The sequence below is a fragment of the Candidatus Izimaplasma bacterium HR1 genome, assembly GCA_000755705.1.
In the GTDB taxonomy this organism is placed as follows: domain Bacteria; phylum Bacillota_I; class Bacilli_A; order Izemoplasmatales; family Izemoplasmataceae; genus Xianfuyuplasma.
Map to the genome: position 1 here is coordinate 1,360,645 of CP009415.1, position 14,104 is coordinate 1,374,748.

13 protein-coding genes and 1 other annotated feature are annotated in these 14,104 nt (G+C 31.3%); of the genes, 3 read left to right on the forward strand and 10 right to left on the reverse strand.

Going from position 1 to position 14,104, the window contains the following annotated elements:
• Positions 1–5: 5 nt before the first annotated feature.
• Positions 6–314 carry a 50S ribosomal protein L21 gene (gene rplU / locus KQ51_RS06575; RefSeq protein WP_038470452.1) on the reverse strand — a complete coding sequence of 103 codons (309 nt, stop codon included), beginning with the start codon at positions 312–314 and terminating at the stop codon, positions 6–8.
• A 293-nt stretch (positions 315–607) separates the two neighbouring features.
• On the opposite strand from rplU, the gene KQ51_RS06580 reads away from it, so the two are divergent.
• Positions 608–1,222, forward strand: a complete 615-nt coding sequence (locus tag KQ51_RS06580) for a hypothetical protein (protein ID WP_038470456.1) — start codon at positions 608–610, stop codon at positions 1,220–1,222.
• Between the two features lie 6 nt (positions 1,223–1,228).
• A complete protein-coding gene (locus KQ51_RS06585; protein ID WP_038470459.1) occupies positions 1,229–1,837 on the forward strand; it encodes a hypothetical protein in 609 nt (202 codons plus the stop codon).
• A gap of 22 nt (positions 1,838–1,859) precedes the next feature.
• On the opposite strand, the gene radC is transcribed toward KQ51_RS06585, so the two are convergent.
• The 5 genes from radC to yihA form a co-directional block, all read right to left on the reverse strand.
• Positions 1,860–2,537, reverse strand: coding sequence for a RadC family protein (radC, locus tag KQ51_RS06590; protein ID WP_232958004.1), 678 nt, complete (start codon positions 2,535–2,537; stop codon positions 1,860–1,862).
• A 70-nt stretch (positions 2,538–2,607) separates the two neighbouring features.
• Positions 2,608–3,861, reverse strand: coding sequence for a bifunctional folylpolyglutamate synthase/dihydrofolate synthase (locus KQ51_RS06595; protein WP_038470462.1), 1,254 nt, complete (start codon positions 3,859–3,861; stop codon positions 2,608–2,610).
• Positions 3,861–6,467 carry a valine--tRNA ligase gene (locus KQ51_RS06600; RefSeq protein WP_038470465.1) on the reverse strand — a complete coding sequence of 869 codons (2,607 nt, stop codon included), beginning with the start codon at positions 6,465–6,467 and terminating at the stop codon, positions 3,861–3,863. The genes KQ51_RS06595 and KQ51_RS06600 overlap by 1 nt, the downstream gene beginning before the upstream one ends.
• A 43-nt stretch (positions 6,468–6,510) precedes the next feature.
• Positions 6,511–6,722, reverse strand: a binding site (T-box leader).
• 276 nt (positions 6,723–6,998) lie between these two features.
• Positions 6,999–8,012, reverse strand: coding sequence for an NAD-dependent epimerase/dehydratase family protein (locus KQ51_RS06605; protein ID WP_038470468.1), 1,014 nt, complete (start codon positions 8,010–8,012; stop codon positions 6,999–7,001).
• A gap of 1 nt (position 8,013) precedes the next feature.
• Complete coding sequence (gene yihA, locus KQ51_RS06610; protein ID WP_038470470.1) at positions 8,014–8,598, reverse strand: ribosome biogenesis GTP-binding protein YihA/YsxC; 585 nt, start codon at positions 8,596–8,598, stop codon at positions 8,014–8,016.
• A gap of 89 nt (positions 8,599–8,687) precedes the next feature.
• Between yihA and KQ51_RS06615 the strand changes: the two genes are divergently transcribed.
• Positions 8,688–9,488, forward strand: coding sequence for a hypothetical protein (locus KQ51_RS06615; RefSeq protein WP_038470473.1), 801 nt, complete (start codon positions 8,688–8,690; stop codon positions 9,486–9,488).
• 17 nt (positions 9,489–9,505) lie between these two features.
• On the opposite strand, the gene KQ51_RS06620 is transcribed toward KQ51_RS06615, so the two are convergent.
• The 4 genes from KQ51_RS06620 to KQ51_RS06635 all read right to left on the reverse strand — a co-directional run bounded on the left by KQ51_RS06620 (position 9,506) and on the right by KQ51_RS06635 (position 14,095).
• Positions 9,506–11,395, reverse strand: a complete 1,890-nt coding sequence (locus tag KQ51_RS06620) for a hypothetical protein (RefSeq protein ID WP_038470476.1) — start codon at positions 11,393–11,395, stop codon at positions 9,506–9,508.
• A 72-nt stretch (positions 11,396–11,467) separates the two neighbouring features.
• The gene (locus KQ51_RS06625) at positions 11,468–12,154 is read right to left on the reverse strand and encodes an alpha/beta hydrolase (RefSeq protein WP_038470479.1); all 687 of its coding nucleotides are present in this window, start codon (positions 12,152–12,154) and stop codon (positions 11,468–11,470) included.
• Complete coding sequence (gene ltaE, locus KQ51_RS06630; protein ID WP_038470482.1) at positions 12,154–13,173, reverse strand: low-specificity L-threonine aldolase; 1,020 nt, start codon at positions 13,171–13,173, stop codon at positions 12,154–12,156. Before ltaE ends, KQ51_RS06625 begins: the two co-directional genes overlap by 1 nt.
• Positions 13,174–13,234: 61 nt before the next feature.
• On the reverse strand, positions 13,235–14,095 hold the full coding sequence (locus tag KQ51_RS06635) for a DMT family transporter (protein WP_038470485.1): 861 nt from the start codon (positions 14,093–14,095) through the stop codon (positions 13,235–13,237).
• Positions 14,096–14,104: the final 9 nt, after the last annotated feature.

Sequence of the window (14,104 nt, forward strand, 5' to 3'; positions counted from 1 at the left end):
ACTTTCTATCTATTTATTTTAGTTATTGTTAATTTAGTATATGGTTGTCTATGTCCTTGTTTACGACGATATTTTTTCTTTGGTTTCATTTTGAATACGATGATTTTTCTTTGTTTTCCTTGTTTTTCAACTGTAGCATCTACAGTTATACCATCAACGTAAGGATTACCAACGACTAATTCTTCGCCACCAACCATTAAAACTTTGTCAAAAGTATAAGTACTTCCAGCTTCAACGTCTAATTTCTCAACGTAAATTACACTACCTTCTGATACCTTTACTTGTTTTCCACCTGTTTCAATTACTGCGTACATATAAAGCACCTCCTCATTTTTATTTTTGCTAAGACGCGCCATTAAGGTAGCAAATGCTTTATAACCTTCTCTGTGCGGTATGCCTTTAATCAGCGTAAAAATAATACCATTTAGTACCAATTTTGTCAATACAAAACCGGCAAGATATATTGATAGCCAAAGATATTATACATTACTGGATAATTAATGCAAGTCATTTTCATCTTTTTCTTTATAAATAGCCCTATAAGAACTTTTAACTTAATGATTCTTGCTTCTATAATTATGTTATAATATTACTTGAGGTGATGGGAATGAGCTATAAAAAAAGAAATCCATTAAGATTACCAATTATTTTTACAGTATTATCTATTGTTGTACTTATCCTAACTATTTTATTTGGAATAAATTTATCTAAAAATGAATTGATTATTATTTCAAAAACAGGAGAAACAGAAATTACAATAACAGATCCTGGTGGATACTATGTTTTATTAGATACTGATAATACTAGATACCACATGATTATGGAAACATTCGGTGTCGCTAGTAGTCTAACCGTTGTTGATGATGAAGATTTAGAAACAGAGTTATATGAAACAACATTAGTAGTTAGAGGTTCAATTAATACTGATGGAGAAACTTTAACTGCACTGGCATATGACAAACAAGTAAAGACAAAAGATTACTTAGCTTTCGCTAGAGTTGATTTTGTTGAGGACACATATACATTTACAACTAATCCAATTGCTGATAGCGATGATTTTGGTGGATTAGCATTATTATCTGTTGATTATGTAGCACGTATTGGAGTATTTAGTTTAACAGCTATTACAACAGTGTTATTATCATTATTAACATTCAAACAATTTAGAAAAGTCCAGCAAATTCCAATTTCTAAATATCAAAAGAAACACTTGAAGAAATAACTCTATATGAAAAAGAAACTAGGGTTTCAGAGTTTAGCTGTAGGAATAATTATTATTTCTATTGTTTCCTACTTACTCTTACAAGAACCTTACCCAGAAGTAACACTTCAAGATTATTATAAAGCAACTGATTATAACACTACTAACGTCCAATTTTCAGATGGTGATGAACTTTATATTTATTTTAAAAACGAGCCATATGATCTTATTGTTGACGATGATGGTCTGATTTCTTTTTTAAAAAACTATAATTTCAGTCCTTATATGAGTTTTACCCCTTTATCAGACCCGGAAAATAGAATAGTGGTTCATAATTACACCGAGTTCTATTATCCTACATATAAAGGATATAATGTCGTTGCAAAAGTTGAGTTTAGTGAGGATCATTATGCATACGAGCCTTATAATACTGAAGAAGACATAATCATTTCTAGTAATTTGCCAGTAGTAATTAACCACTTGTATAGTCAATATGACTTTATTCCTGTGATTACTGGAGTTATTGGTATATTAATTATGTTTACAACTTTTATAAATTTTGGAAGTAATTATCATGATGATATTTACCAACAAGGTTACAAGAAAAAGCAACGAGGAAAACAAGAGAGATACTAAAAAGAGCCAGCAGGCTCTTTTTTTATATTATACTTTTTTCTTTAAAAGAGAAATATCTATTCCTCCCAATTATTACATGATCAACAAGTTGAATATCCATCATCAGACTGTTTTGATGAATTATCTTAGTAACATCAATATCATTCTTACTCGGGGTTGGATCACCACTTGGATGGTTGTGAACAATAATAATTGAAGCAGCACTACTTAATACTGCATGTCTGAATATTTCTCTAGGATGAACTAAACTTGAGTTTAGACTTCCTACAAACAATGTTTCCTTCTTGATTAACTCTGCTTTTGTATTTAAGTACAATGCAATAAAGTGTTCTTGGGTTTTCATTTCTAATTGGTCTTTAAGAAAATTATAGATACTTTCTGGTGATGACAACTTAATACTATTGGTAAAGAACTCATTGCTTGCTCTTCTACCTAGTTCAAAAGCAGCTTTCAATTCTATTGCCTTTGTTTTACCAATTCCTTTTATTTTTAGTAAGTCTTCAATCTCTGCATTACTTAATTCTTTTAAGTTGGAATATTGATATAATACTCGTTTAGATAATTCCAAAACACTTTCTTGTCTAGAACCAGTTCTTAAGATAATAGCGATTAGCTCATAAGATTGAATTGATTCAGTCTTATATTTTAAAAACCTCTCACGAGGTCTTTCTTCTAAAGGCATTTCTTTAATCATAAACATCTAATCATCCTTTCAAAAAAATAGTACTTATAAATAAGGATAATTACTAAAAATAAAAAGAGATATTAAATCATATCTCTTTTCTTATATAACTTATAAAATACAAAGAACCAGTAATTAAAAGTATTTCATTATCTTTTAAGTTCCTTAATTCATCTAATGCTTTAATAGCATCTTTATGAATATATTTGTTTTTAAATTTGCTGACACTATATAGATTTTCCGCAGTCTCACATCGAGGATAATCAAATTCAGTAAAATGTAGTTCGTCAGCAAACTTTTCAATTATCTTTATATTATTAGAGTATTCTTTATCTGCCATTGAGGTAAATAGCACTTTAATGTACTTATCTTTGAATAGAGAATCCATTGAATTTCTTAAAGCATTAACTCCACCAACATTATGAGCACCATCAATGATGATATTCCCAAAGACTTCCATGCGTCCTGGCCAAAATGTTTTATATAAACCAGAGACTATACTAGACTCATCTATCGTTACCAAGTTTTTTGCTTGCATTTGATTAATTATTTCTATTGCTAGAGATGCATTATAAACTTGATGATTTCCGAGCATTGAAATTGTATATGGTTTAGTTTTATATACGAACTTTGTTATATTCCCATATTCGACATTAGTTATATCTTGGGAATTAATGAATGTTAATTCACTATTGCGTTTTTTTGTGTATGCTTCAAATAGGGGAAACAACTCTTCTTGATTTATTGCTGTGATTAATGGAACATTGTCTTTAACAATTCCTAATTTATTTAAAGCAATCTCTTCAAGACTGTTTCCTAAGACTCCCATATGATCATAACTTATAGAAGTTATCGCAGTCATGATCGGCGATACAATATTGGTTGCATCTAGTTTACCACCAAGACCAACTTCATATAAAATATAATCTAGTTCTTTATCTCTAAAATATAAGAATGAAATTAAAGTTATTAATTCAAAGAATGTAATAACTTCATTGAATTTATCTAATACTTCGTTATGCAAACTATATACTTTATTAACATAGTATAGTAATTCATCATTAGTTATATCACTGTAGTTACAAGTTATTCGTTCATTGAAGTGAACAATGTAGGGACTAGTAAATGTCCCTACATTATATCCTTGTTCTAATAAGATATGTTTTAAGTAAGATACTGTTGAACCTTTTCCATTAGTTCCAGCTATATGTATAACATTAAGTTCCTTTTCAGGGTGTCCTAGTATTGTTGTTGCTAATTCCATTCTTGATAAATCTAGTTTGTCTCCAAACTTCTTTACTGATTCAATCCAGTTAACTGCATCTTTAATATCTTTAAACATTATTTTTCAAGTGCTTCAAGACGAAGTTTGATTACTCCGTATTGTTCTTTATAGTTTTCAAGTTTAGCTTTTTCGATATTCACTTTTTGCTCAGGAGCTTTATTTATGAAGTTAGGATTACTAAGCATTCCCTCACCACGTTTAATTTCTCCATTAAGTTTTTTAAGTTCTTTTTCCAATCTTTCAATTTCTTGAGAGATATCAACTAAACTACCAAGTGGTAAGTACATTTCAACATCATTTAGGACAATAGAAACGACTTCCTCATCAGATTTGTACTCAGTTATATATTCTAAGTCTTCTGGATTTAAGAATTTTTCTAAGATTGCAGTATTTTCTAACAATAAGCTTTTTATTTTAGCTGTTGCTGGTTTTACAAAGATCTTAACTTGTTTGCTAGGAGCTACATTGTATTCAGCTCTTAAGTTACGCATTGCCTTAATCATTTCTTGAATGATTTCAAAATCCTTGATAGCTTGATCGTTTTCAAACTCTTCAACTAATTCAGGCCATTTAGCGATCATGATTGATTCTTCAACATGAGGTATTTGTTGGTAAATTTCTTCAGTAACAAATGGCATAAATGGATGTAATAGCTTCATAATATCTAACAATACATATGAAAGAATTGATTTAGTACGTTTAATAGTTTTTTCATCATCACTGTTTAAGGCGATTTTAGCAATTTCTACATACCATGCTGCAAAGTCTTCCCAACTAAAGTTGTGAATAGCTCTTGCAACTTCACCAAATTCAAATTTCTCGTAGTTATAATCCATATCTTTAATTGTGTTATATAGTTTACCTAGAAGCCATTTATCTACTAAACTAAGTTCATCAGTATCAATTTCAACGTCTTCGATAGTGAATTCTCCTAAGTTCATTAATGTAAATCTAGAAATATTCCACAACTTATTAATAAAGTTCCAAGCTGATTCAACTTTTTCTATTTCAAAACGTAAATCCATACCAGGAGCACTATTAGTTGTAAGGAAATATCTTAGAGTATCAATCCCATATTTTTCTTTGATATCTAATGGATCAACACCATTACCAAGGGATTTAGACATCTTACGACCATCCTTATCTCTAATTAAACCGTGTATTAAGCAATTTTCAAATGGTGATTCTCCGGTGAACTCAAGACCTTGGAAGATCATTCTAGCTACCCAGAAGAAGATAATGTCGTAACCTGTCACCATTGTTGATGTAGGGTAATAACGTTCAAAATCTTTAGTTTCATTTGGCCAACCAAGTGTACTAAAAGGCCATAAAGCACTACTAAACCAAGTATCTAGTACATCATCATCTTGTTTCCAACCTTCACCTTCAGGTGCTTCTTTACCTACATAAATTTCATCATCTTTGTACCAAGCTGGAATTCTATGTCCCCACCATAATTGGCGACTAATACACCAATCAAAAGTTCCATCCATCCATCTTAAGAATGTTTTCTCAAATCTTTTTGGTGTAAATTCAACTTTTGAATCTTTAGTAGCTTGTTCGCTTAGTGGTTCCATTTTTACGAACCATTGTTTAGAAAGACGAGGTTCAACAATGACACCTGTTCTTTCACTATGTCCAACGTTGTGGATAAGTTTTTCTATTTTTGTACATAATCCTGATTCCGTTAAATCTTTAACACAAGCTTTTCTGCAAGCGAATCTATCCATACCATTGTACTTATGAGCAAGTTCATTCATAATTCCATCATCACTCATACAAAGAGGCATTTCTAAATTATGTCTTTTTCCTACTTCAAAATCGTTAGGGTCATGCGCAGGAGTAACTTTTACGCATCCCGTACCAAAGTCCATATCTACATAACTGTCTGTGATAATTGGAATAAGACGGTCAGTACCTGGAATATACGCTCTTTTACCTATGTAACTGGTAAATCTTTCGTCTTCAGGATGAACCATTAATGCTGTATCTCCATACATAGTTTCTGGACGAGTAGTTGCGATTTCTAAGAACCCACTACCATCTTCTAATACATATTTAAAGTAGTAGAATGCTCCTTCTATCTCTTTATGTTCAACTTCTATATTACTTAAGGCAGTATTTGCCTGAGGATCCCAGTTAATAATTCTTTCTCCTCTATAAATTAAACCTTTTTTATAAAGATTGATAAACACTTCAGTAACTGCTTGATAAAGACCATCATCTAACGTAAAACGTTCTTTATCATAATCAACACTAATACCTAATGCTTCCCATTGTTCTCTTATATGTCCAGCATATTCGTGTTTCCACTCCCATGCCACTTCTAAGAATTTCTCACGACCTAAATCATATCTAGAAATTCCTTGTTCTTTCAGTTTAGCATCTACTTTAGCTTGAGTTGCAATACCTGCATGATCCATTCCTGGTAAATATAACGCATCATAACCTTGCATTCTCTTTCTTCTTATAATTAAATCCTGTAATGTATTATCCCAAGCATGTCCTAAATGGAGCTTACCAGTGACGTTTGGTGGAGGAATTACGATTGTGTATGGTTTCTTGCTTAAATCACCACTTTTGAAGTAGCCACCTTTTAACCAAAAATCATACTTACCTTTTTCAACTTCTAAATGATTATACTTCTTTTCTAATTCTTTCATTTTATTTCCTCCTAAATTTTATAATAAAAAAAGCCCGTCCTAAAATAAGGACGAACTTTAAAAATCCGTGGTACCACCTATGTTCCTAGATAATCTAGGCACTCAATATCTTAACGCGATCTACGTCTATAATTACTATTAATTTCATTATAGCTACTCCATGGCTACCTTCAACTAAATTATCTATTAGCTCCCACCAAACGCTAACTCTCTATAAGAATCATTTAATCTACTCTTCCAATTCTCTGTATTTACCGATATATTAACATATAACATTTTGTTTGTAAACCAAATTGTTATTAAAAAACGACTCTAAAAAGGTCGTTTTCTATTTAAACAATAAAAAATAATGAGATTTCTTTATTAGTATCTCTTTTACGTTTGTTACCATTTCCTCTGTAATCTGCTTGATAGTATCGATAACTGTTCATCTTCATAAATACCACCTCTTCAAATATTATTCTATCAAAATTTATTTTGGAAATCAATAAATTTTTTTTAACGTTTCAAAAAAAGGTAGAAAATCTACCTTTATTTTAGTTTTTCCTCTTCTGGTAATGCTTCATAATCTTTAATGCATTGATTGTATTTATTTAAGAAGTCATTATCAATAGTTTGAAGTTCGTTATCTGTTAAGAGTCTTTCTATAGCCTTTTTAACAATGTCACCATAATCCGTTTTACTACGGTAATTAGGTGCCACAGCCTTTATCTTTGAGTTATCAAAGAATAATGAATGGTTTTTATCACCTAATAATTCTCCTTTATAACTTGGAAAATAATTTAGTAGAAAATCGGTCGGAATATACAGTGCATTCGGTTTTCGATCTAGTTTTTCACAAATAATCTCATAGATTCTTTCCCATGTATATACCTTATCACTTGTTAAATGATATGTTTCACCGTAAGTTGCTTCATTTCCAAACAAATCAACGAAAGCTTGAGCAAAATCACCACTATATGTTAGAGTCCATAAACTCATTCCCTTGTCAGGCATAATAATCTTTTCATTATTAAGGATTCTGTCAACGATTGTGTATGGGTGTTTTCTACTTTTAAGTTGAAAGACTAGTTTACTATCATCGTAAGTATGACTAGGTCGGATAATCGTAACATTGAAATCTTCACTGTTTACGGTATTTAAGTACTCTTCACACAGTTGCTTATTCTTACTATACTCCCAGTAATCATTTCCTAGTGGCATATCTTCAGTAATTGGTAAGTCAGGGATTGGTTTTATATAAGCTGATGCACTTGAAATAAATATATACTGTTTTGTATGTCCTTTAAACAGTTCATAATCTCTTTTCACATCATCTACTGTATAAGAAATCCATTGTACAACTACATCAAACATTGTTCCTTCTAATTTTCGTTTCATTTCATCAATATTATTGATGTCTGCTCTAATTGCATAAGCCTTTTTAGGTAATTTAGTATTATTCTTACCTCTATTAAATATCCACAAATCAATCTTTTTCTTTATTGCTAGTTTAGAAACCTCAGTACTGATTACTCCAGTACCTCCAATGAACAATACCTTCATACTATTCTCCTACTATTTGATCTAATAGTTCATATATTTGATCAAGATTAATTTTTGTGACACCAGAATATGGTAAGAACATCCCATCTTCTAGTTTAAGTGTTTCAATAATTAGTTTCTCGTGCTTAGCACGTTGTGTTTTTGGTACTTTATCAACTTTTGTTCCTACAACGATAGTTGGAATCCCATAACTAGATAAAAACTGGTACATTAAAACATCATCTTCTGATGGTTTATGTCTAAAATCAACTAATTGAATTACAATTCTCAGTTGTTTTCTATTGATTAAGTATTCTTCTATCATAACACCGAAAGTTTCACGGTCTTTTTTACTAACTCTGGCATATCCATAACCAGGAACATCTACAAAATAGAATGCTTCATTTACTAAATAGTAATTAAGCGTCTGTGTTTTCCCAGGTCTTCCTGATACATGGGCAATATTCTTACGGTTAAGTACACTATTAATAAAAGTACTTTTCCCGACATTACTACGCCCTGCGAGTAATACTTCTGGTAAGTTATCGTCTGGGTAATGTTCTAATTTTGTTCCACTTGTTATAAATTTTGCATCTCTAATAATCATCAAATCACATCCTATGGTCTATTTTACCATAAATCTACACAAAAACACCTATATTATGTTATAATATTAATGTTTTAGGGGGTATTATTATGGCAGAGAAAAAAAGTATGAAAAAGATTGATAGAGATAAGGTAAAAGAGGAACTTGAAAGAAAACAAATATTAGATATTCAAAAGGAATTAGTTAAAGATCGTAGACTAAGATTAGTATTAATGAGTTTCTTACTTGGTGCGCTTCTTTTTACTGTTTCGTATGGTTCTATTGAGAACCCTTTCCAATATACATTTAGTAAAATAGGGAATAGGTTTAATATTGGTAATCGAGTTTTATTTGTTGTTTGGGCAATTTCTGTTGGAACTATTGTTCAAGCCTCAATCCTTGCTTTATTCGAAATTGAGAAATATAGAAATAAGCGACAAACAATTTTTATAGTTTCAGGAAGTATCTTCTTAATCGCTACCGCTGCAGCACCATCACTACCTGATTTACCATTTTGGACTTGGGTTCATCTTGTAACTGCTGGATTATTTGCTGTATTACTTTCATTTGGATTTATTCCTTTTGCATTTTGGGTAGCCAGAGAAAACCCGAGACTTACAAGAGTAATTCATGTTTGGCTTGGTATTACATGGGGTGGAGGTATATTTTGGTATATAACACTTGGTAATACGGGAATGTTTGAAATGTGGTTCTTCGTCTTCTTTATAGTCTTCTTGCTTTACTTATCCCTTGTGTTATTTGAGGAGAAGATTGTTAAACAAAGTACAATCCTACTTCGTGACGAAGACAACTTGAATTTAGGAATTGAAAAGATCTTTATTAATCTAGAAAAAGAAAAGAAGCGAAAGAAACAAGCTCGTAAAAAATCTAAACAAAAACAAAAAGGCTAAAATTAGCCTTTTTTATTTTATTCTATCGTTATTTGAAAGACAGTATTTTCCTGAAAACTCATAGTGATTGAATCACCAATATCAAGTCCAATAAAGTACATCATAACATCACTTTCAAAGGATGCAACATTAATCATATACCTTTCATCGTCATCAAGTTGAATCCAGTATATTGTATTTCCATCCAAGACATAACTAGTTATTTCAGTAATCATACCAGTTATTTCATTTAAATCATCCGTATTAGCACTACCTAAGCTTTGAAGATATAAAGTATAAGCTCTACTTTTTGTTTCTTCAATTCCATATAACTCTAATTCCTTAACACTCATAAAGACATATCTTAAAATACGTCCATCTTCACCCTTTATCGCAATAAAGTATGTTGGTGTGTCGTTGACATTAATGGGGATTGGGAATGAAGTAGATATGTTATTTTGTGGTAACAAGGTTAATACTTTATTCATTGCTGCTTGTTCAGTAGCCCCCGGGAACTTATAAAGCTTTGTTTCTTTAGTTCTTGTATTCATATATACAAACCCGATTGTTGATTCATCACTACCAGCACTTGTTAAACCAGTGAAGTAATACAATTCACCATCATTCATGATTGTTCTTTTACCATTACTAGGTTGTAATACTCCTCTTTGGCCAAATATTGAGTTAATCCAACCATCTTGTAATGATCCCCAGTAGTTTAACTGAGTTAATAGTAAATTACTTGGATAAACACTTTCAACCCAACTAGGGACTTTATCAGGATCATATATCTTAATATCACCTGTTATAGCATTTACTACAGCTGTTTTAGCAACGTCTCTACCACCATTGATAAAGATTGTTGGTAAACTATACTGTAAGATGTAATAAGGATTACCACTATCATCTATTTCAAAGAATTGCCCTTCGTAACGGTATTTACTCATACCATTCATATACGCATATCTTACTAAATCTTGATCAAAGAACGCACTTGGGGTGTATTTCATCCCTGTTCCATCAGTTTCTGTTATGTTAACAAGCGTTGTTTCTGCTGTTACCTTGTTAATCATAATGTAGCCTGGTGTTCCTGTTGCCTTATTATTGAACCATTTAAAGATACCTCTATATTCTAAAGGAGACACTAAATATTGCTCTCCTTGATAAATAATGTCACTATAAGCACCAGTCTCAAACTCACTACCAATACCAGGGTATTCACCTAGTTTTAAAGAACCAAGTTTTTCACCATATTGCTTATCAACAATTGGCAGTGTATCAACGTCAACAGTCCCAACGTCTACACCAAATTCATCTTCGTTGATATCAATTAAATTACTATAAGCTTCGGCATGGAAATACGTTCTTCCACCGAGCGCTGTGTAGAATAATAGAGTAAATGCAACAACACCAACAACAATAAATATTCCATTGTTTAGTTTCTTCTTCAATTTACCGTTGAATTTACCAAAATAGATCAAAGCATAAATTATAAATGCTGTTAAGTAAATTATGATACCTGTATATCTAAAATTAAATCTTATAAGGATATAGTAATTAGCAAAATAAAACATTAGTCCGATTATGATAACAGAGATAATACCTTTAACATAAGAGTTCATTCTAGGTTTTACATCTTTTGCTTCATTAAACTTAAGAATTCCCATTTTTACCATCTCATCAATGTCAGACTTCTTACAATCACATGCATATCTCAACTGTTCAAACGTTGCTTTACGAGAATTAATCATATAATTATAGATTTCTTCTTGTTTTTTTGTTACTTCTACTTCTCCTTCTAATTCATCTAACTCGTAATAGTTCTTCCAATTTTCTTTAGTAAATTTATTTTCTCCTCTAAATTGAATAAAAGAGATACTAAATAATCCAAATATTGCAATAACTCCAATAATTCCTAATATAGCCATAAAATCAACCTCCTAAGGTACTAATATTTTACCACACATAATAATAACAAACAAAAAAAGAGCATTATGCTCTTAATTGTCTTCTATAAAGGCAATAATGTCCTTCATTGCTTCTTTCTTATCTGCTTCTAAAAGCAATAAATGAGGGCTCTTAGAATAATCTTTACGTTGTTTTGTCTCACTATTAGTATAAAACATTAGCATTTGAGATGATGTTTTATAACGAGCATTGTCTAAACTACCTTGTAAAACAAAGTGGGGACACGTAATTTTTTTCAAATTCTCTATTTGGCCTAGGTTACATATAAAATCAAAATATAAGGTACGGTGTTTACGGTACGTTTTTACAGATTCTTCACTGTTTCCTAGCTTCTTATAGTTAAAGATATCATTTTCGACATCAAAACCAATAATTGGGGCATTGATTGTGCAAATACCTAGTAAATCAAGTTCTTCAGCCAGTTTTACAGCAAAACTACCACCAACACTCATTCCAACAACATAGACGCCATCAGTGTATTTACGCAATTCATGATAAGCTTCAACAACCGCTTCATACCAATCACTAACTTGGGTATTTATTAATTCATTAAATGTTTTATCATGTCCTGGATATAATGGACAACTAACAAAATACCCTTTTTTATTTAGTTTTTTTCCTAAATCCCACAACTGAGCTGGTGAACCAGCTAGAGTATGTAATAATAAAACACCTTGTCTTTGTTTTCCCTCAAAGAAGAAAGATTCATTCTTAGGCATTATTTAGCCTCCTTAAGGTAATTATGGATTTCTAACACTAATAGATCTATTGTAGCTCTAGAAATATCGTTATGAAGAGCAATTCGTAAGTATTCATCTTTATATCCACCAACAATTAGCTTTTTAGTTAATAAATATTTAGTCATTTCTTCAAAATTATAAACACTCTTAACAAATACCATATTTATCTCTAAATGATCATAATCTACTTCAAAACCGTCAATTTGAGATAATTTAGCAGCTAAATATTGTGCATTTTTATGATCTTCATCTAATCTTTTTGTCATATCATTAAGACTAATTAAACCACAAGCACCGAGGACACCAACTTGGCGCATTCCTCCACCAACTAGTTTACGGCCTTTTCTAGCTTTTTTAATAAACTCTTTACTCCCACATAATAAACTACCTACTGGACTGGCTAAACCTTTTGATAAGCAAAAAGTCACACTATCAACATATTTAGTAATCGCTTTAGCATCAACTCCTAGTGAAGTAGCTGCATTAAATATTCTAGCTCCATCTAAATGAATGCTTATATCGTATTTTTTTGCGAGTTTATAGACTTTTTCCATATATTCTAAAGAAAGTGCTTTCCCACTACCATGAGCGTTCTCAAGGCAAATTAGACCGGTATCAGGATAATGGATATCCTCTCCTCTAATCCCCTTTTCAATAAGTTCTAAAGGCATCATCCCATCAACCTCATCGACTAAATGATAACTTACTCCGCTTAACACAGCGGCAGCACCTACTTCGTAATTCTTTATATGAGAACCACTACCAACAATAATCTCATCACCTCTACTAGTTTGAGCGTATATTGCGAGTTGATTCCCCATTGTGCCACTAGCAACAAAAACACAAGATTCCATCCCTGTCATTTTAGCGCCTAATTTTTCTAATTCATTAATTGTTGGATCATCACCATAAACATCATCACCAACAATTGCATTAGCCATAGCCTCTCTCATTGCCTTAGTTGGCTTTGTTACTGTATCACTACGAAAATCAAACATTATTTGCACCTTCTTCATTTATATTTTTATAAATCCAAAATATCACCTTAAGTATATTATATCAAATATCTTCTACTTCTGGTTTTTTATATTTAAACATATAGAATGAAGCACCAAAAATAACGAAATACCCTATTAAACTTAGGTAATCAGGTAATTCTCCTAAGATAGGAATTGCCAGTAATGTTACAAAAACTACATTACTAAAGTTAAAGATTGATATCTCTTTAGCTGGTGCGTATTTGTATGCGATTGTTGTTCCAAATTGGCCAATTGTAGCACCTAATCCCGTAAGAAACAGATACAACCATTGCATACTTGTCATTGGAACATAGTTATATGCAACAAAAGGTAATAGCACTATAAAACTAAATGTTGAAAAGAATAGTACAATTGTGTAATATTTCTCTTTGTTACCTAATAAGCGAAGCATAGTATATGCAGCACCAGCAAACATTGCAGCCATAATACTAGTAAAATATGGTAATATTTCAAAATCTAAACTAGGTTTTATAATCAATAAAGCACCTATAAAGGCGATAATAATCGCTATTAATTGTGGTTTAGAGATTCTTTCTCTTAAAACAAGGAAACTAAAACCTATGAGGAAAAAAGAACTTAACTTATTTAAAGCATTGGCATCAGCAGCTACTAAATTCGAGATAGAATAAAAGAATAACAGCATACCTATAGTCCCGAATGCACTTCTAATATATAGTAATTCACGGTTTTCTTTCTTACCATAATAGCTTTCTTTATTGATCGTAACCATGATAAAAGCAACAATCATTGAAACTATGTTCCTAAAAATCACTTTCTGAGCTACTGGTAAATCTCCAGCTAGTTTAACGAAGATACTCATAAAAGCAAATCCTAGTGAAGCAACTAATATGGCGATAATTCCTTTTGCACGGTTTGACATATTAAATAC

Excerpts from the sequence above, each read along its gene's own strand:
- rplU (WP_038470452.1), bottom strand. The coding sequence starts at position 314 with ATGTACGCAGTAATTGAAACAGGTGGAAAACAAGTAAAGGTATCAGAA.
- KQ51_RS06580 (WP_038470456.1), top strand. The coding sequence starts at position 608 with ATGAGCTATAAAAAAAGAAATCCATTAAGATTACCAATTATTTTTACA.
- KQ51_RS06585 (WP_038470459.1), top strand. The coding sequence starts at position 1,229 with ATGAAAAAGAAACTAGGGTTTCAGAGTTTAGCTGTAGGAATAATTATT.
- radC (WP_232958004.1), bottom strand. The coding sequence starts at position 2,537 with ATGTTTATGATTAAAGAAATGCCTTTAGAAGAAAGACCTCGTGAGAGG.
- KQ51_RS06595 (WP_038470462.1), bottom strand. The coding sequence starts at position 3,861 with ATGTTTAAAGATATTAAAGATGCAGTTAACTGGATTGAATCAGTAAAG.
- KQ51_RS06600 (WP_038470465.1), bottom strand. The coding sequence starts at position 6,467 with ATGAAAGAATTAGAAAAGAAGTATAATCATTTAGAAGTTGAAAAAGGT.
- KQ51_RS06605 (WP_038470468.1), bottom strand. The coding sequence starts at position 8,012 with ATGAAGGTATTGTTCATTGGAGGTACTGGAGTAATCAGTACTGAGGTT.
- yihA (WP_038470470.1), bottom strand. The coding sequence starts at position 8,598 with ATGATTATTAGAGATGCAAAATTTATAACAAGTGGAACAAAATTAGAA.
- KQ51_RS06615 (WP_038470473.1), top strand. The coding sequence starts at position 8,688 with ATGGCAGAGAAAAAAAGTATGAAAAAGATTGATAGAGATAAGGTAAAA.
- KQ51_RS06620 (WP_038470476.1), bottom strand. The coding sequence starts at position 11,395 with ATGGCTATATTAGGAATTATTGGAGTTATTGCAATATTTGGATTATTT.
- KQ51_RS06625 (WP_038470479.1), bottom strand. The coding sequence starts at position 12,154 with ATGCCTAAGAATGAATCTTTCTTCTTTGAGGGAAAACAAAGACAAGGT.
- ltaE (WP_038470482.1), bottom strand. The coding sequence starts at position 13,173 with ATGTTTGATTTTCGTAGTGATACAGTAACAAAGCCAACTAAGGCAATG.
- KQ51_RS06635 (WP_038470485.1), bottom strand. The coding sequence starts at position 14,095 with ATGTCAAACCGTGCAAAAGGAATTATCGCCATATTAGTTGCTTCACTA.